At 44.6% G+C, this 19,598-nt stretch carries 15 protein-coding genes, 1 other RNA gene and 1 riboswitch; of the genes, 10 read left to right on the top strand and 6 right to left on the bottom strand.

Translation table 11 applies throughout. The features are described 5' to 3' along the window. Positions 1 to 208: 208 nt before the first annotated feature. The 5 genes from QZ942_RS11670 to thiC form a co-directional block, all read right to left on the bottom strand. Positions 209 to 664: a hypothetical protein gene (locus tag QZ942_RS11670; RefSeq protein WP_292995762.1), complete on the bottom strand. Its 456-nt coding sequence runs from the start codon at positions 662 to 664 to the stop codon at positions 209 to 211. A gap of 62 nt (positions 665 to 726) precedes the next feature. Further along, positions 727 to 2,748: a CopD family protein gene (locus tag QZ942_RS11675; RefSeq protein WP_292995764.1), complete on the bottom strand. Its 2,022-nt coding sequence runs from the start codon at positions 2,746 to 2,748 to the stop codon at positions 727 to 729. 6 nt (positions 2,749 to 2,754) lie between these two features. Beyond that, a complete protein-coding gene (locus QZ942_RS11680; protein WP_292995766.1) occupies positions 2,755 to 3,159 on the bottom strand; it encodes a copper resistance CopC family protein in 405 nt (134 codons plus the stop codon). A gap of 158 nt (positions 3,160 to 3,317) precedes the next feature. Continuing rightward, on the bottom strand, positions 3,318 to 4,142 hold the full coding sequence (locus tag QZ942_RS11685) for an undecaprenyl-diphosphate phosphatase (protein WP_292995768.1): 825 nt from the start codon (positions 4,140 to 4,142) through the stop codon (positions 3,318 to 3,320). Between the two features lie 60 nt (positions 4,143 to 4,202). Continuing rightward, positions 4,203 to 6,098, bottom strand: a complete 1,896-nt coding sequence (thiC, locus tag QZ942_RS11690; RefSeq protein WP_292995770.1) for a phosphomethylpyrimidine synthase ThiC — start codon at positions 6,096 to 6,098, stop codon at positions 4,203 to 4,205. Positions 6,099 to 6,134: 36 nt separating this feature from the next. Continuing rightward, a riboswitch (TPP riboswitch) is annotated at positions 6,135 to 6,240 on the bottom strand. 64 nt (positions 6,241 to 6,304) lie between these two features. Between thiC and QZ942_RS11695 the strand changes: the two genes are divergently transcribed. The 10 genes from QZ942_RS11695 (at position 6,305) to gyrB (ending at position 17,635) form a co-directional block, all read left to right on the top strand. After that, positions 6,305 to 6,958, top strand: coding sequence for a protein-L-isoaspartate O-methyltransferase (locus QZ942_RS11695; RefSeq protein WP_292995772.1), 654 nt, complete (start codon positions 6,305 to 6,307; stop codon positions 6,956 to 6,958). 88 nt (positions 6,959 to 7,046) lie between these two features. After that, positions 7,047 to 8,390, top strand: a complete 1,344-nt coding sequence (locus QZ942_RS11700; RefSeq protein WP_292995774.1) for a TolC family outer membrane protein — start codon at positions 7,047 to 7,049, stop codon at positions 8,388 to 8,390. Positions 8,391 to 8,437: 47 nt separating this feature from the next. Further along, positions 8,438 to 8,738: RNase P RNA component class A (gene rnpB / locus QZ942_RS11705), an RNA gene on the top strand. A 53-nt stretch (positions 8,739 to 8,791) separates the two neighbouring features. Next, entirely contained in the window at positions 8,792 to 10,186 is a 1,395-nt protein-coding gene (pcnB, locus tag QZ942_RS11710; protein ID WP_292995776.1) for a polynucleotide adenylyltransferase PcnB, read from the top strand. Positions 10,187 to 10,198: 12 nt separating this feature from the next. After that, positions 10,199 to 10,693: a 2-amino-4-hydroxy-6-hydroxymethyldihydropteridine diphosphokinase gene (gene folK / locus QZ942_RS11715; RefSeq protein WP_292995778.1), complete on the top strand. Its 495-nt coding sequence runs from the start codon at positions 10,199 to 10,201 to the stop codon at positions 10,691 to 10,693. A gap of 56 nt (positions 10,694 to 10,749) precedes the next feature. After that, positions 10,750 to 11,541, top strand: a complete 792-nt coding sequence (panB, locus tag QZ942_RS11720) for a 3-methyl-2-oxobutanoate hydroxymethyltransferase (protein ID WP_292995780.1) — start codon at positions 10,750 to 10,752, stop codon at positions 11,539 to 11,541. Positions 11,542 to 11,555: 14 nt separating this feature from the next. Continuing rightward, on the top strand, positions 11,556 to 12,380 hold the full coding sequence (gene panC / locus QZ942_RS11725) for a pantoate--beta-alanine ligase (RefSeq protein ID WP_292995782.1): 825 nt from the start codon (positions 11,556 to 11,558) through the stop codon (positions 12,378 to 12,380). Positions 12,381 to 12,451: 71 nt separating this feature from the next. Beyond that, on the top strand, positions 12,452 to 13,825 hold the full coding sequence (gene dnaA, locus QZ942_RS11730; protein WP_292995784.1) for a chromosomal replication initiator protein DnaA: 1,374 nt from the start codon (positions 12,452 to 12,454) through the stop codon (positions 13,823 to 13,825). A gap of 190 nt (positions 13,826 to 14,015) precedes the next feature. Beyond that, positions 14,016 to 15,131 carry a DNA polymerase III subunit beta gene (dnaN, locus tag QZ942_RS11735; protein ID WP_292995786.1) on the top strand — a complete coding sequence of 372 codons (1,116 nt, stop codon included), beginning with the start codon at positions 14,016 to 14,018 and terminating at the stop codon, positions 15,129 to 15,131. Between the two features lie 83 nt (positions 15,132 to 15,214). After that, positions 15,215 to 17,635 (top strand): DNA topoisomerase (ATP-hydrolyzing) subunit B, encoded by a 2,421-nt coding sequence (gene gyrB, locus QZ942_RS11740; protein WP_292995788.1) that lies wholly within the window; start codon positions 15,215 to 15,217, stop codon positions 17,633 to 17,635. 128 nt (positions 17,636 to 17,763) lie between these two features. Here the strand turns inward: gyrB and QZ942_RS11745 are convergent, their stop codons facing one another. Then, positions 17,764 to 19,410, bottom strand: a complete 1,647-nt coding sequence (locus QZ942_RS11745) for a S8 family peptidase (protein WP_292995789.1) — start codon at positions 19,408 to 19,410, stop codon at positions 17,764 to 17,766. Between the last annotated feature and the right edge of the window lie 188 nt (positions 19,411 to 19,598).

The raw sequence follows: 19,598 nt of genomic DNA on the forward strand, positions 1-19,598 counted from the left end.
GATCCACAACCAGACTGATTGCATCCAGTTTAAATTCCTTTGTATATTGTTTCCTCGCTTCCATTTCTTCCTCCAATTAAGACAATTTTCTCTTAACTGGAGTGTCCGGGTCTATTGGACCACATCACGTTGTTATATGATTCGCTACCGTGAAGAGGGACTGGAAGGATTGATGCATTCTTAATCAACAAATGGTCTTTTCATTCACTTAATGATCATGATCGTGTTCATGTCCGCGCTCAGCACCATCTCCTTTAAGCGCAAGTGGAGTAAAGCGCGCTCCTTGCGCTTCATGCCCCGGAATTGCTATAAAAACAGTAACTGAAGTCTCCGGTGTAATTCTAAACTCACCGCTTGCTCTCATTATATTTCCACTCTCCGGCTCAAGTGTAACTGCTTTGCGCTCACCATCCTTGCCTAATTGAATATTTGCTTTACCGTGCCCACCTTGCACTGGAATTGGTAAATCCCCATGATCGGTTACATACAATGTCAATTCACCATCCTTGGCGACTAGCTCTAAATGAAAGGGGCCTGCTGCACGAAGTTGACCGCCATGAGGCGCTTCAACTGTAGCCAAAAACACATCAGTATGTGCCCAAGCAAACTGTGACAACATCACTATCGCGCTTAACAAAACTAATGGAATTATTTGTCTTATCATCAGCTTACTCGCAGAGTACTAATTAAAATAAAAATGGTTAAAGCGAAAAGAATTTCGCCGCATTAGTGAACATGGTCACTGGGTGGCGGAAGAATTTCCTTTTCACTATTCAGCTGAACGAGCTGTTTTGTTAGAACACTGATATCTGCCCAGCCGCTTTCGTCAATAGCGGGTATCCACCTGGCACGTAAATAGCCAAAGCGATCTATCAAAAACTCAAAATGCTCTGGAATTACGCCTTCATTTAATATATCTGGATTAGTAAGCGTTCTTCGAAATAAAGCATAGCTATTTTTTATCTCTAATGAACCTTCTGTTACAACCGGAAAAGGAATATCCCTTGCAATATCCATGATTTCTTGTTTATCAAGATTATTCATCGGGATCGCTAGAATGATTGTATTTAGCTCCTGTAACCTAGCATACGATGCTGTCAATTCTTGTAGCCGCTCGTGTGATTGTGGCCAGGTGAATAATACGATCATTACATTTTTCTTCTGACGAAAATCCTTTAGAATGCCACTGGTGCCGTCATTTGCAAAATATGAAAAAATAGGGGGTCCAATAGATGGTCTTCCAGGGACGACCTCAGGACTCTGCAAGCGCGCTTTATAGCCACGCGACATGGCATGAATATAATTGACGACATCCCAGCGATCCTCTTCTGACAATTTACTGGAAAAACTCGGCATACCCGTCGCAGCAATTCCGTGCGTTAACCAATGGAAGAAATCTCCAGCGGTATGTTTTGCCGTATGTGCTTCTGTCAATAAATCAGTGGGTGGCGGATTAAAAGTTTTAGCGATTATTCCATTGCCTTTACCTTGTGGGCCATGGCAAGTCGTACAATTCTGTGAGAACAATTTTGATCCATTTGAAATAGAGATCGCATCAAACGGAACAGGCGTACTTTGGTAAGTTTCAGGATAAGCAACCACTGCCAGTTTAGGTAATGCTATTGCAAAGGCGGCCATTGTTAAGACAAGCGGGACACCAAGGCGTTTTTTTATATCCCATTTGCTTTTAATACCTAACCCTATTGAACCCGCTGCCAATATGAAAAGTGTTACACCGATCCAGAAAAAAATCTGAACGTTGGGTTCTTCCCAGGTAGCATCGACTGAAAATCTAAAAGGATAGGGCCAGCTTTCAACCATGGCATGCTTTGCTGGCTTGGTATTTGATAGGATAGTCGCCAGTAATACCAAGATCATGGCAAGAATAAATTCAATGCTTACCCACCGCTTCATTTGTTGGCCGCCGCTTTGAGTTTCTTCGCCATTATTAGCTCGGATCAACAAAGGCAGCCATCTGGAGCGTGCTTGATACGCAATGATTAGAATGATCGCTAATAATGTGAGTTTTATGTTTAATAACCAACCATACGAACTAGCAACCATTGCATGGTAGTCTTCTTCGATCATGCGGTCAGCAACAATAATGCCTGTGGCCATGATCATGACCATAACTGGCAAAGCCAAAGAAGAAAACTTTTTCAAGCTATTAATACTCAGCAAATCCAACGATTGGCCTGAATAGTTCTTACTAAATATTATTAATAAGAAAGCAGGCAAAGCGCCAAACCAGATACCGGCGAAAAGAACATGCAGCGCATACGGCAGTATTGAAACGACAGACATTTCGTCTGCGGCAGAATGGCTTACGAGTGATCCGATCATCAAAGGTAAAGACGCAACAACCGCGCATAGGATGTAATGCCACCTCACCCTGTAAACATGCTGAAGATATAGCGTGACCCCTAACAATACTACTGCAAATATCGCACGAGCCGCCCAAATTTTTCCAACGCGGGTCTGTTGCACGACTTCCAGCCAAGCATCAGGCCGCCAGGTATTAGCAGCAATACCCGTTGCTTCGCCTGTTGTTGTCGCCAGAATAACGAGCAATCCCAGTAAAATGACGCCACCCAACCATGGAAATATTTTTTCCAGCCGGACTACCCAAGCGCTTTCAAATACAGCTTTTTGTTGCCCAGCGATAGCAAGAAAAATACAGCTACCGAACAATATCAGATTAGCAATCAGCTGTGACCAACGGGCAAATGTAGCAACGATCTCTATCATCTTTTTTTACTTTTTTTCGCTTGCAACTGTGAAATTGTATTCTGAATCAACCACGTGACCATCGACAGAAAGCACCCGGAATTTCACGGTGTAGCGCCCCGGTTGCAAATCCGGTAATTCCAGCACAACAGACTTCGGGTCTTTTGAATCCACTTCTACTTTGTTATCCGTAATAGATTTTTTATCCTCATTGAGTACCGAAAGCGCCGCATAAGCGGGTTCAATTTCTTCATTGAACCAGAGATGAATCCGTGCGGGCGGTGTAGAAAGCACTGCACGACGAGCGGGTTCAGCTTTAACTAAAGAAGCATGTGCCAATACTTGGCTTGCCTGCATAAGCGTCATTGCCGCTACTATTACGGATAACGCTAAGAATCGCTTAAAAATAAATCCGGGCCATTTTATTTTCATTCGTAAACTCCTTATAGATTTGTTATATCACCTTGTGAGAGCGAAGCTTTAATTTAGTTCCGAGCATCTATCAAACCAAACAGCTTCTGTTTTTTTGATCTATATTACTGTTTGCTTAGACTCCTTCAAATATAGGCAAAATTTGCCTTTTATCCTATTCACATTTCCGACCAGCCAATGGCACCCGTGTATGCTGTCACCAATATGATCATACCAAATACGATGCGATACCAGGCAAATACTGTAAAATCATGATTACTGATGAAGCGAAGCAGGCCACGCACCGCCAACAGCGCGCTGATGAAGGCAGCCACAAAACCCACCGCAAACATGCCCAAATCATCCCATTCTAAAAACTCACGATGCTTGTAGACATCATAAAAGGTGGCTGCAAACATGATGGGAATTGCCAGGAAAAATGAAAACTCGGTAGCGGCTTTGCGCGATAAGCCAAAAAACAGGCCACCGATAATCGTAGCACCCGAGCGCGAAGTCCCCGGAATCAGCGCAAGGCATTGTGCTAGACCGATTTTCAATGCGTGTTTCCAATCCATGTCATCGACTTGTTCCACTTCAACCACATGTTTCCTGCGCTCCGCCCACAAAATTAGGAAACCGCCGATGATCAACGCCAGCGCGACCGGCACGGGGTGAAACAAATAGTATTTGATGGTTTTAATGAACAATAAACCCATGATCGCAGCCGGCAAAAACGCAATCAGCAGGTTGATCACAAAACGATTGGCTGCCGGACTGGAACCGATACCGCGGATCACTTCGATGATCTTACTGCGATATTCCCAGCAAACTGCCAAAATCGCACCCAACTGAATCGCGATGGTAAATACCATGGCGCGCTCATCATTAAAATCGAGCAAATCACCGGCCAGGATCAAATGACCGGTGGAAGAAACCGGCAGAAATTCAGTCAATCCCTCAACAATGCCCAGGATTAAAGCTTTAAACAATAAAATTAAATCCATATCGCGCTGTTGTTATGCTTTTAAAAAATTGAAATTGACAATAAGAACGTGCGGTCGACTTTACAATTTACTGTAAATTTCTGCGCCCTTTTCCTTAAACTCTGCTGATTTTTGCGCCATCCCCAGCTTCAAAGCTTCTTCTTCGGCAACCCCCTGATTGGCGGCATATTCCCGTACATCCTGGGTAATTTTCATTGAACAGAAATGCGGGCCACACATGGAACAGAAATGCGCCACCTTTGCGCCATCCTGTGGCAAGGTCTCATCATGGAACTGTTGCGCCTTGTCCGGATCCAGACTGAGATTAAACTGGTCTTCCCAACGGAATTCAAAACGTGCTTTGGACAGCGCATTATCCCGAATTTGCGCACCGGGATGTCCTTTTGCCAGATCCGCTGCATGCGCGGCGATCTTGTAGGTAATAATACCGTCCTTGACATCATCCTTGTCCGGCAAACCCAGATGCTCTTTCGGCGTCACATAACACAGCATCGCGGTACCATACCAGCCGATCATCGCAGCGCCAATTGCGGATGTAATATGATCATAACCGGGAGCAATGTCCGTCGTCAGTGGACCCAATGTATAAAAAGGCGCTTCATCGCAATACTTCAATTGCAATTCCATATTTTCCTTGATCAAGTGCATCGGCACATGGCCGGGCCCTTCGATCATGGTTTGCACATCATGTTTCCAGGCTATCTTAGTTAATTCACCCAGCGTTTTCAGTTCGGCAAATTGTGCTTCATCATTCGCATCATAAATAGAACCGGGGCGCAGTCCATCACCCAGCGAGAAGCTAACATCATAAGCCTTCATGATCTCGCAAATTTCTTCAAAGTGGGTATACAGGAAACTTTCCTTGTGATGTGACAAACACCATTTAGCCATAATCGAACCGCCGCGAGAGACGATACCCGTCATGCGTTTCGCCGTCATCGGCACATACGCAAGGCGCACACCAGCATGGATGGTAAAGTAATCGACGCCCTGCTCGGCCTGTTCGATCAACGTGTCACGGAAAATTTCCCAGGTTAATTCCTCGGCTTTGCCGTCAACTTTCTCCAAAGCCTGATAAATAGGCACCGTGCCAATCGGTACCGGGCTGTTCCGGATAATCCACTCGCGCGTTTCGTGTATGTTCTTGCCGGTAGAAAGATCCATCACCGTGTCACCACCCCAGCGGATCGCCCAGGTCATTTTTTCCACTTCTTCCTGAATGCTGGAACCTAATGCGGAATTACCGATATTAGCGTTTATTTTCACCAAGAAATTACGTCCGATAATCATTGGCTCGGATTCAGGATGGTTGATATTAGCCGGAATGATAGCGCGCCCCCGCGCCACCTCATCGCGCACAAATTCCGGCGTTATCAGTTTGGGCAGTGATGCACCAAAATCCTGTCCCGGGTGCTGACGGGTTAATAATTCATGATTTTGCGCATTGAATGCTTCAACGCGCTGATTCTCGCGAATCGCGATAAACTCCATTTCTGGTGTAATGATGCCGCGGCGCGCATAATGCATCTGTGTAACATTTAATCCGGCCTTGCTGCGGCGCGGTTGCCGCTGCAAGTTAAAGCGCATATCTGCAAGTTTGGGGTCTTTTAAACGTTCCAGGCTGTATGCAGAATTGTGGCCTGATAATATTTCGGTATCATTACGCCCATCAATCCATTTTTCGCGCAATGCTGGCAGTCCGGAGCGGATATCAATCTTCATTGCCGGATCCGAATAGGGACCGGAGGTATCGTAGACCCAGATCGGCGGATTTTTTTCCGCGCCCGCACTGGTGGTCGTATCGCTCTGGCGGATTTCGCGCATTGGAACCTGAATATCGGCTCGCGAGCCTTGTACATAGATTTTACGTGAATTCGGTAGCGGTTTTACGGCTGCTGCATCGACTTCAGCGGTTGTGTTGGAAAAACTTTTTGGGTTTAAAACTGTAATGCTCATTATAGTATTGCTCCTTAGAAGTGCCATAAAGAGCGGGAGAATAAATCCCAGCTTCCCTACGGCGGCATTATCCGCGTCAGGTATTAAGGGACTATCTCACCAAATATCAGACAATTCTGAAAACGGACCCCTAGCTGATGCTGTGAAGCTAATGGAAATGTGAAATAATTGCAAGTCTTACATCAATTTGAGAATACGGATTAGAAATGAATCTTGAACAAACTCGATTTAATATGGTTGCGCAACAAATCCGCACATGGAATGTATTGGATGATAACGTACTGGATTTACTATATAAAATAAAGCGTGAAGAATTTGTTCCAGCCGAAAATCGCGCAATGGCTTTTGTCGATATGGAAATTCCGCTGGGTTATGGCCAGGTGATGCTTACCCCAAAAATGGAAGCACGCATCGTACAGGAACTTCACGTCAAGAAAACAGACAAAATTCTGGAAGTCGGTAGTGGCAGCGGGTATCTGACGGCGCTACTGGCCGATCAAGGTGCGCACGTTTTCAGTGTGGAAATCATTCCTGAACTCAAAACGTTCGCAGAAAATAATCTTAAAGCGCACGAGATCACAAATGTAACCATCGAACTGGGTGATGCTGCACGCGGTTGGCCCAAAAATGGACCTTATGATGTGATTGTATTAACAGCATCGACACCTGCTTTACCCGATACTTTTCAGAAAAGTTTGAATCCGGGAGGGCGATTATTTGCGATTGTGGGAGAAGATCCGGTCATGGAAGCTTTGCTGATCACTTGTATAGCACCCGGCGAATTCACCACAACCAAGCTGTTTGAAACCAGCACACCACCGCTCATCAATGCGCTGCAACCGACAAGGTTTACCTTTTGAGTATTAAAGAAATTACATGTGTTATCCGATGCAGCGCGCAACTTATTACTGAAGCCTCATCAGTTACGCATCCCTATCGGAAAAACCCATGAAACGCTTGCAATTTGTTTTTGCTGTCTTCATCGGCATCATCGGGTACCCCATTGTGCAAGCTGCCGATTTGATGGGCATCTATCAGGAAGCGTTAGCGCAAGATGCACAGTACAGGTCGGCACGTGCTGCTTATCAAGCTGCACAAGAAAAATTACCGCAAGGTAGAGCGGGTTTTTTACCAAATATCACTTTGTCTGGCTCACGTGCAGTTCAACAAATCGATGCAAATAACGTTTTTACTGGGGTTGGTAATGCAAACCCTCCCGAAGTAACGATTCAAAACCGGAATATTACATTATCCGCGACACAGCCTTTATTCCGCATGGAAAGTATTGTCATTTATGCGCAATCAAAAATGGAAGTCAGCAGAGCCGATATGCAATTTATGGGTGCCGGACAAGATTTGATTTTGCGTGTCGCACAAGCGTATTTTGATGTATTAGATGCTCAGGTTGATGTCGAAGTAGTGGAAGCGCAGAAAAAGGCCATTCTGAAACAACTCGAACAAGCCAAGCGTAACTTTGAAGTAGGTGTATCCACCATTGTGGATACCAATGAAGCTCAAGCTCGCTATGATTTAACCACTTCACAAGAAATTGCTGCTAACAACGCACTTGAAATCAGAAAGCGCACATTACAAGGCATCATCGACCGCTTCCCTGAAAATCTTTTAGGCGCAAAGGAAATTGCTTCTAGTTTGACTAAATTAAACTACAGCGGTATGGATGAATGGGTACGTGTTGCTGAAGAAAAAAACTTTACTTTAAGAACCCAGCAAGCTGCTTATGAAATAGCTAATCAGGAAGTAAAGAAAGTTTGGGCACAACATTACCCGACATTGGATCTAGTCGCGCAATATAGTGATCAAACTGGCGTTGGCGGTGCGATTACTGGTCGCGGTATCGATATCACGTCAAAATCAATCGGGCTGCAACTCAATTTACCCCTATTTCAAGGTTTTTCCGTTCAATCCCGTGTACGCGAAGCACTCGCCCTTCAAGACAAAGCGTTACATGATTTGGAAAATACCCGGCGCAATATCACCATACAAACTCGTCAACAGTATTTAAATGTCACCAACGGTATCGCGCAGGTAAAAGCACTCAAACAAGCCTTGATATCCAGTCAAAGTCAGTTAGATTCAACTATTCTTGGACAACAAGTCGGCGTTAGAACCGAAGTGGATGTACTGAATGTTCAGCAACAACTTTATTCTGCCAAACGCGACTTAGCCAAAGCGTATCACAGCTATCTGATGTCCAGATTACGTCTAAGCGCGGAAGCAGGTGAATTGGACGAAGATACCCTAACACAAATTAACGCGATGTTGATCAAGTAATGGACAATCTCCAGACTGTCACCCTTGCAAGTGATAAAATGATCAGCGAAGCTGGCTAGACAGTCGCCGCCTGTTATTCATTTTGAACACAGGGGGAGGAAAGTCCGGGCTCCACAGAGCAGGATGACGGTTAACGGCCGTCCACCGTGAGGTGAGGAATAGGGCCACAGAGACGAGCGTATTCAGTTACGGTGAAACGCGGTAACCTCCATCCGGAGCAAGACCAAATAGGCAGGCGATGATGTTGCTCGCAGAGCCTGCGGGTAGGTTGCTTGAATGTACAGGTAACTGTGCATCTAGAGGAATGACTGTCCACGACAGAACCCGGCTTACCGGCTGGCTTCAACTGAATTTTTAATCCGTTATATAATATAAGAGCCGGATGCTTTCTATCAATCGCAATGATCCGTAAATTTCTCCGCAAAGTATTCAGCCGCAAAGCGCCTGCTTCCGAATCGAACGCAAAGCTGAGTCTGAGTATTATTCCTTTCAAACACCACGGCATCCGGCGCAACCAGATCACTCCCTGTGCACTTAAAACTGCCACTACTCTTCAACAGGCCGGGTTTTCAGCTTATATCGTCGGAGGCGCCGTGCGGGATTTGCTATTGGGATTGACACCGAAAGATTTCGATGTCGCAACCAATGCGACACCCGAGCAGGTATACCAGCTTTTTCGCCGGTCGCGCATTATCGGGCGGCGTTTTCGTTTGGTTCACGTGATGTGTGGCGCTGAAACGGTGGAGGTTTCAACTTTTCGCGGGAATTCTCCCGACGAAGAGAATAATCATACATCGATCCAGCAGACCGACCAACACGGCCGTCTTTTACACGATAATGTCTTTGGCAGTCAGGAAGAAGATGCTGTTCGCCGTGATTTCACAGTCAATGCACTGTTCTATGACCCTGCCAAGGAAGAGATTCTTGATTACCTGAATGGCTATGAAGATATCAAAGCCAAAAAAATGCGTATTATCGGGGATCCGGTACAACGCTTCCGCGAAGATCCGGTACGCATGTTACGCGCCGTCCGTCTGGCATCTAAACTGGATATGCAAATAGAAGCGGAAACCGCCAAGCCCATTGGCGATCTGGCACCTTTACTGCAAAACGTTCCGCCGTCCCGCCTGTTTGATGAAATGTTGAAACTGTTATTGTCAGGGTATGCGTTGGCTTGTGTAGTTGAATTGCGGGCGCGCGGCTTGCATCACGGTCTTCTGCCGATGCTGGATGTCATTCTCGAACAACCTTTGGGTGAACGCTTCATCACCATTGCCCTTAAGAACACCGATGCGCGGATCAGACAAGATAAGCCCGTTTCTCCCGGATTTTTGTTTGCCATACTGCTATGGCATGAAGTGCTTTCCACCTGGGATTCACTCCAGGTTGCCGGTGAGAAACCTTTACCTGCCTTATTTAAGGCAATGGACCAGATCCTTGCGATACAACATAAGAAACTTGCGATTCCTCGCCGCTTTGATGCAATCATCCAAGAAATTTGGGCCATGCAACCGCGCTTTGAAGCCCGTAGCGGGCGTAAACCGTTCCGATTAATCACTCATCCGCGTTTTCGCGCGGCTTATGATTTCATGTTGCTGCGTTGTGAAAGCGGTGAATTGAACATGGAGCTCGGTGAATGGTGGAAATCATTTCTATCCGCGGATAACGAAGAGCGGGAAAAATTGTTGCTCAACCAAACTTCGCCTATAAAACGCAAGAGAAAACGCAGCCGTAAAAAATCTTCACCCAGTCTCGCTGTTCCTCCGGATGATTCCGCCAAAAATGAAGACGGTTAATTTGTATTTCCCATGAGAAAAATACCGAGCCAGGCTTTTATTGCTTTGGGCAGTAATCTGGAAAACCCAATTTCCCAGATACAACAAGCATTTGATGAATTAAAACAACTCCCCGGCACACACTTAATAAGCCATTCTTCGCTGTACAAAAGTGCTCCCGTTGGACGATTGGATCAGCCCGATTTTATCAACGCGGTGGCATTGATTGAAACGCATCTTGCACCGCATGAGCTACTTAACGCATTGCTGGCTATTGAACTCCAGCATGGTCGCGTACGCGAATCTTTGAATGCGCCGCGTACTCTGGATCTCGATATTCTGTTGTATGATAATCTGGCATGTCGTGATGAGGCACTTACTTTACCGCATCCACGCATGTCGCAGCGTGCGTTTGTGCTGAGGCCGCTGATGGAAATCGCGCCGGATTGCCATATTCCAGGTCATGGCCTCATTGCGCCACTGCTTGCAGCATGCAATGAACAAAAACTGGAACAAATCAAGGCTTGAAATAATCCATCATGCTACTTGGTTTTTCTCGATAAAATTTGCTATCCCTATAAAGTATGAGAATTACACAAACCACTCTGAAAAAAATGGTTGAGAACAATGAGAAGTTCACTGTCCTGACCTGTTATGACGCCACTTTTTCAACTATTTTGGAAAATGCAGGCATTGATGTCTTGCTGGTCGGTGATTCTTTAGGCAATGTTTTGCACGGAGAAAACACCACCTTATCCGTCACGCTGGATGACATGATTTATCATACGCGCTGTGTTGCGCGCGGCGCCAGCAAAGCATTGATCATTACCGATATGCCCTTCGGCAGCTATCAAGTTTCGCCCGAACAGGCTTTTGAGAATGCTTCCAAAATTCTTGCCGCGGGTGCGCACATGGTTAAAATTGAAGGGGGTCAAATCATGGCGGATACGATCCAATTTTTGACCCGGCGCGGTATTCCGGTTTGCGCCCATATTGGGCTGACACCGCAATCGATTCATCAACTGGGCGGATACAAATTACAAGGTAACTCGGAGAAATCAGCGAAACAGTTGCTCGATGACGCAAAGCTACTGGAAAAATCGGGAGCAAGCCTGCTGGTAATGGAAGTTGTACCGGCAAAACTCGCCCAAAAGATCACCCAAACGCTTGCTATTCCTACGATAGGTATCGGTGCAGGCGCTAATTGCTCAGCTCAGGTTTTGGTGCTCCATGATATGCTGGGATTGGTTCAAGGTAAAAAACCCCGTTTCGTGAAAGACTTTATGGCGGATGCAAAAAGCATCCAGGAAGCCGTTGCAAATTATGTCACTGCTGTCAAAACCGGCCAGTTTCCAGGTAAAGAACATGAATTTTAATTGCTAAATCCAGCGTGAACCTATTTAATGACATTACCGCGCTACGTAACAGTCTCAAAAGTGAACAACCCATTGCTTTTGTTCCAACCATGGGAAATTTACATGCCGGTCACCTCGCGCTGATCAAGCAGGCAAAACAATTATCCGATTGCGTTGTTGTCAGTATCTTTGTCAACCGGCTGCAATTCTTGCCGCATGAAGATTTCGATCGCTATCCGCGCACTTTTGACAATGATTGCAGATTGCTTTCCGAGCTAAATGTCAAGACTGTTTTTGCACCTAATGAAGAAATTCTTTTCCCTACACCACAAGAATTCTTGCTAGCATTACCCCCTGTCGCGGATGCCTTGGAAGGTGCATTTCGTCCGGGATTTTTTCGCGGTGTTGCAACGATAGTACTGAAATTATTCAATATTATTCAACCGGATCTGGCTGTGTTTGGTAAAAAGGATTATCAGCAGTTGCACATCGTACGTGAAATGGTAAAACAATTGAATTTACCCGTTGAAATTATTGCAGGTGAAACTGTCCGGGAAACTGATGGGCTGGCATTGAGTTCACGCAATCAATATTTGAACACAGCACAGCGTGCGGAGGCTTATCATCTTTTTCAAACGCTCCTTCAGATCAAACAAGAAATTACTTCCGGTTGCAAAGATTTTCTGACATTACAAGAAAATGCGACCAACAATCTTGTTCAACGTGGCTGGAAAGTTGATTACATCAGCATTCATAAACGCAGCTCACTGCTACCCGCACAGGTTGATGATCAAGATTTGGTAATCTTGGGCGCAGCTTGGCTAGATAAAACACGATTGATCGATAATCTGGAAATTTAAGATCAGATATTTTTCATTAAAATTGCATTGTTATTGCTTTCTAAAACCAGACAGATAAAGAACAAAAAATTATGCAATCACTGAACACTTTCTGGTTATCTTGTCTTGATCATTTCAAAAAAGAACTCAATGCACAGCAATTTAATACCTGGATCAAACCATTACAAATTGATTCTGCATTAAATAGCGACAATGAAGTCGTACTGATCGCTCCCAATCGATTTGTCTCGCAATGGGTGAAAGACAACTTCATCATGCACATAGAGGTGATGGCACAGGAGTACTTTGCCAAAAAAATCCAATTCCATCTGAAACTAGCCGATCAAACCGAAACAAAAAATAGCCTGCCGGATCCAGTACCCGTGCAAGTACAGCATGAACCCAAAGCAGAGCCTAAGACTGCTTACCCGCCTGGCAAAAAAAATCCCAGCGGCCTGAATCCCAATTTTACTTTTGACAATTTCGTAACCGGAAAAGCCAACCAACTGGCACGAGCTGGCGCCATCCAAGTTGCGGAATCACCCGGTATTGCCTATAACCCGCTTTTTATCTACGGCGGTGTGGGTTTGGGAAAAACCCATTTGATCCAGGCAATTGGTAATTATGTACATGAAAATGACAAGAGCGCCAAAATCCGTTATGTGCATGCTGAAAAATATGTATCCGACGTCGTTAGTGCCTATCAACATAAGGCTTTTGACAAATTTAAACTGTATTACCATTCGCTGGATCTCTTGCTCGTCGACGACGTGCAATTTTTTGGCGGGAAAAACCGTACCCAAGAAGAGTTTTTTTACGCATTCAACGCACTCATCGAAACGCATAAACAAGTCATCATCACCTGTGATTCCTATCCCAAAGAAATTTCCGGATTGGAAGAACGGCTGGTATCTCGTTTTGGATGGGGATTAACTGTTGCCGTAGAACCCCCTGAACTGGAAATGCGTGTCGCGATTCTGTTAAAAAAAGCCGAGCTGGAAAAAATCCGCTTAGATGAAAATGTAGCATTTTTTATCGCCAAACATATCCGTTCAAATGTACGGGAGCTGGAAGGTGCATTAAAACGCATATTGGCTTTCTCACGCTTTGTTGGTCTGGAAATAACGCTGGATCTGGCCAAAGAGGCATTAAAGGATTTGCTGGCTGTACAGAGCCGACAGATATCCATTGAAAATATCCAGAAAACTGTCGCCGATTATTACAAAATCAAAGTATCTGAGATGTATTCAAAGAAACGCACACGTATCGTCGCGCGCCCCCGGCAAATGGCGATGGCAATCGCTAAAGAACTGACTTCATTGAGTTTACCGGATATCGGCGAAGCATTTGGTGGAAGAGATCATACGACGGTATTACATGGCTACCGGAAAATTAATGAATTAAGGATTTCCGACCCGGTTGTGAGCCGAGATTTTAACGCACTGATACTCATTTTAAGAGGTTGATAACTGTCTAACAGTTTGTGCATAACTACGCATTTTAAAGAATTGCTATTTTTATCCACAAACCATCCAAGCTCTATACAGTTTTGATACAAACGAAAAAAATATGCTATCTTGTTGATATTCATTTGATGTTAGAAACAATACAGAAGTATCAAAGACATTATCTAATTACTATTATTCTTTTATATAAATGCTTTTAATAAAAACTAACAGAGACACATTACTAAAACCGCTGCAAACCGTCACCGGAATTGTGGAGCGACGTCAGACATTACCCATCCTATCAAATGTTCTGATTCAGCAAAACGAAGAAAAGACCTCTTTTTTGGCCACTGATCTGGAAATACAAATCAAAACGGTTACGACAAAGGATCTTGCAGCCAAGCAGAATTTTGCTTTAACGGTATCTGCTAAAAAACTTCAGGATATTTTGCGTTCGCTTTCAACCGACGCGGAAATTACATTAACCCGGAAAGACGACCACTTGCAGGTTAAATCCGGAAAAAGTGCATTCAACCTGCAAATACTGCCCGCAGAGGATTTTCCAGAAGTTGTTGAAGAGTCAGAATCCGCTACCACTATCACACTGAAGCAAAATGAATTAAAAAAACTTTTGCATCAAGTTCAGTTTGCAGTGGCACAACAAGATATTCGCTATTACCTGAACGGACTTTTATTACTGACTGAAGATAATCAGTTAATCAGTGTCGGCACCGATGGACATCGTTTGGCCTATATCGCAGCCGGTTTAAATGAGACACAGAAAAAGCAAGAGGTCATTTTGCCGCGCAAAGCGGTGTTTGAACTGTCCAAATTGCTCGAAGATAATGAAGATCCGGTAAAAATAGAATATTTTACGAATAAAATCCGATTCTCCTTCTCGGATATCATTCTGACATCGAAAATCATTGACGGTAAATTTCCCGATTACAACCGGGTCATTCCATTAAACAATACCAAGTTGTTTGAAATAGATCGCTTAACCTTTCTGCAAGCATTGCAACGGGTATCGATACTATCCAACCAGAGCGAGAAATTCCGTGGCGTGCGTTTGATCGTCAGTAAAGATAATCTGCATATTATCTGTAAAAACAACGAGCAGGAAGAAGCCGAAGAAGAACTGGAAATTAAATACGACGAAGAGTTAGTGGATATTAGCCTTAATATTACTTATCTGTTGGATTTATTGAACAATGTAAATAGCGAAACGGTACAATGTGCCTTTGAAAATTCCAATAGCAGCGTTCTGATAACAGTTCCTGGAAATAAAGAGTTCAAATACATCGTCATGCCGATGAGAATTTAACAGCATTTCTCAGCAGGAATGATCCAAATCCTCAAAAGTTGAAACATTCTTTTTAAACTTCATAACCATAAAGCGCCGAACTGATGAGTGATCCAAACACCAATGTACCCAATGAAAGTCAAAAAGACTACGATTCTGAAAGCATAAAAATACTAAAAGGCCTGGATGCGGTACGCAAACGGCCGGGCATGTATATCGGCGATACCAGTGATGGCACCGGTTTACACCACATGGTTTTTGAAGTGGTCGATAATGCGATTGATGAGGCATTGGCCGGACATTGCGATGATATTACCGTAACACTTCATCCGGATAACTCAGTCAGTGTATTGGATAATGGACGCGGTATCCCGACAGGCATCAAAAATGACGATGACCTGAAACGTTCTGCCGCAGAAATTGTGATGACCGAATTGCATGCCGGCGGTAAATTCGACGACAACTCGTATAAAGTTTCAGGCGGCTTGCACGGTGTCGGTGTTTCAGTAGTCAATGCCTTATCCGAATGGCTGAAGCTGACCATCCGCCGCGATGGAAAAATCAACCAGATGGAGTTTCGCCTCGGCGTTCCGGTTAAACCACTGGAAATTACCGGTGAAAGTGAGCGCCATGGCACCGAAGTACATTTCTTGGCAAGCAAGGAAATTTTTGGCAATATCGAATTCCACTACGATATTTTTGCCAAACGCTTGCGCGAGCTTTCTTTTCTCAACAACGGCGTAAAAATCCACTTAATCGATCAACGTACCGGCAAGGATGAGAAATTCGCTTTTACCGGCGGAATCAAAAACTTTGTTGAATACATCAATCGCAGCAAATCGGTACTGCACTCTAATATTTTTTATGCGACCGGTACGAAAGACAACATTGCGGTCGAAGTTTCGATGCAGTGGAATGACAGTTACAGCGAACAGGTTTTGTGTTTCACCAACAATATTCCGCAAAAAGATGGCGGTTCCCATCTGACGGGCTTACGTGCTGCCATGACACGTACGCTTAACAACTACATGGAAAAAAATGAGCTGACCAAAAAAGCCAAGATTGAAACGGCTGGCGATGACATGCGCGAAGGCTTGTCGTGTGTCCTGTCGGTAAAATTATTTGAACCCAAGTTCTCTTCGCAAACCAAAGAAAAACTGGTGTCCTCCGAAGTGCGGCCGGTGGTGGAAGAAGTTGTGGCGCAAAAACTTTCCGAGTTTTTACTGGAAAATCCGGCTGATGCAAAAACCATTTGCAATAAAGTTATCGAAGCCGCCAGAGCGCGAGAAGCGGCGCGTAAAGCCCGCGAACTAACGCGCAGAAAAGGTGTGCTCGACGGCATGGGATTGCCCGGAAAACTGGCGGATTGTCAGGAAAAAGACCCCGCGTTATGCGAACTTTACCTGGTCGAGGGTGATTCTGCAGGCGGTTCCGCCAAACAAGGACGCGACCGGAAATTTCAAGCCATCATGCCGCTCAAGGGAAAAATCCTGAACGTAGAAAAAGCCCGCTTTGATAAATTGATATCGTCCCAGGAAATTATTTCCCTGATTACAGCGCTGGGAACCGGCATAGGCAAGGATGAATATAACCCGGACAAGCTGCGCTATCACCGCATCATTATCATGACCGACGCGGACGTAGACGGCTCGCATATCCGCACCTTGTTATTGACCTTCTTTTACCGGCAAATGCCCGAACTGATCGAACGCGGCCACATTTACATTGCGCAACCGCCGCTGTACAAAATCAAACATGGCAAAAAAGAACGTTATGTCAAAGATGACCATGAATTAAAACAACACATGCTAAGTCTGGCTTTAGCCGACGCTGAGCTGTATACCGGTGAAGAAAAGCCGCCTTTGACCGGTGACACACTGGAAAAAATCGCCAATGAATATATTCTGTCAGAATCGGTGATCGAGCGCATGAGCCGAATGATCGACAGCAACGTGATGCATGCACTGCTGCGTCTGCCGGATGTTAATTTGAGCAGCGAGCAAGCGGCAATAGACAGCGCAGCCCGGCTGGCATCACGGGTGAAAGACATAGAAATCGTCGCGGAATATGATGAAGTCCATGAACGTTACCGCCTGAAAATCATGCGTATGTCGCATGGCAATGTGCTGACCAGCTACCTGGATAATGATTTTGTCGAAAGCGGCGACTATGCGCAGATTCAGAAAACTGCTCAAGTGTTTGAAGGCTTGTTAAGTCAGGGTGCCTACATACAACGCGGCGAACGCAAGCAAAGCGTCAGTGAATTTAAACAAGCCCTTGAGTGGATGTTGGAAGAAGCGAAAAAAGGTGTGAATGTGCAACGCTATAAAGGCTTGGGTGAAATGAATCCCATCCAATTGTGGGAAACCACCATGGACCCGGCGAACCGCCGGCTGCTGCGCGCGCAGATTGAAGACAGCATATTGACTGATGAAATCTTTACTACGTTGATGGGTGATGTGGTTGAACCACGACGCGCGTTTATTGAGAAGAATGCGTTGCGGGCGACGAATATTGATATTTAAGGGAAAGAAATTGAATCTGCGAAGTTTATCTTCAATTTTTACATTATCTAATCCCAAATGGTGCTATTACCAAATTGATTTATATGTTATCTAATACTGACTTTAATATTATTGCAATTAATTGGGTACTAAGTTTCAATAATAACTCGAGCTGCTAATTCCACCTGTTGAGCGACCGCTTTGTAAATATCGACCTCGGTTTTAGGTGTACGAATCGAAACTATTAAGCTATATCTGATAGGAAGATTGTACCTTTCTAACCTTGGACGAGTTCGCCACCAGCCCATTGCGGGGTATACAGCTAGAAATCCACGGCTAGCTAGGTCGGCTGCCGTGCCTTCCCAAATATCCTGATGAAGCGAGCCTTTATGTCTATTTTGTTCTCCTAATTTCCAATTAGGGTCTTTGGGATTAACTTGTTGTTCATCTTCTTCAATTATGGCCGCTGCATTTACGCGAGCAAGAAAGTCTTTAGTTGATTCTAAAGGCCTGCGAACGTCAAATCTTAAACGGCACGAAGGATAATGGAATTTTGAGGTAGTTCCCCGAGCCGAAGGATTAGGTTCAATAAAATAAGATAAAGTGACACGCATTTGTACCAGTGTTTCCCCTAGTGCTTCGAGTTCTTCTTTCGGCCAAGGTAGGCTATGAAGATTCATATCCCTTGTTTTTACTTTTTCACCTTTTTCTTTTTTGTAAGGATGAATTGTATCTTCGACGATGAGTGTCAATGAATTTGAGACACTCCATTTTGCTATCTCAATATCAGGTACTCCCCATCCACAATGCCTGATTAGGTTGACATAATCATTTTTAGTTGGAGTTTTATTTGCAGGTAAATATTTTTGGCGCATGTTCTCTGTCCATATAGCCGAATGGACAATTAAAGCCCGAATAGTTTCTGGGCTAAGTTGTGGGTATGCCGTCATGAGTTTTGCAGCCATACGTGCGCATAGCGCGGATGCTGCACTAGTAGCATTGGTTGTTGTAAATAATTTTTCGGTAGGTTTGTAGTGAGTGGTAAGCAAATTGAGGCTTGGTACAGTACCTACAAAACCATCATAAATGTTTTTACCCAAGTTGCCACCTTCAAACACTACGTCAGGCTTTAATGGCCACGCTTTATCCCAACTAGCAGAGGTTGTGCTGAAGGGACTTAACCCGCCAGTTGTGGCTACTGCTTGTAAAGTGGAATCTTGAGTGTCAGTTTTTTCCGTAAATGCGCCAACAGTAATTGCATTCCAAGCTTGTCCTGGATCGTGAATTAAATTTGTTGAAAGGCTATCAGGATAATTTACCCAAGCTACTTGCTCTCTGATATTGCCAGCAGAAAGAATAATTAAGCGACGAAACTGTCCGTTGCCGTCTGCATCAGATGCAAGCCGATCTACCATTGCAGACCATGAAGAAGGACGGCCACGATCCCTGAAATCTGAAGCTGTTACAGCGGAGCTAAAAACACGAGGGCGATTGGGCACAACGATTTCTGGCTGACTTACAGCATCCCTAAAGAGATTAGCATGGAATGTAGAGTTACCATTATTATTGCCTTCTTTCTGAATGATTTTTACAGACTCTAAAAGGAAATCAATATAAATAGGTTCACCAGTAGATAGCGCTTCGGTTAAATCACCGTAAGTAGTTATGCCTGCTATACCTGTTCCATGATTAGATTCATCATCTGTTCCCCATTTTGGATTCACTGTAAATAAATCGGTTGTGTTTATGACGGGAGCGAGCAAAGCATGGCCTCGATTGATACCTGAATCAATCAAACACACTCTAGGGGTATTGTTGTTATGGTTGGGAAAAGTAGCTCTATTATGCAAATTAGCTCCTGATTAGAAAGATTCTTCAGCTTGCCGGAGCCAACGTGCCGGGCGAGGCCCGATAGTGGCTGCAGCGACGAGTAGACGTAGAGGAAGCATCTCAAGATGGAAGCGCCGGTTGAAACGGTAAACAA

The sequence above is a fragment of the Nitrosomonas sp. genome (assembly GCF_021731985.1).
GTDB lineage: Bacteria > Pseudomonadota > Gammaproteobacteria > Burkholderiales > Nitrosomonadaceae > Nitrosomonas.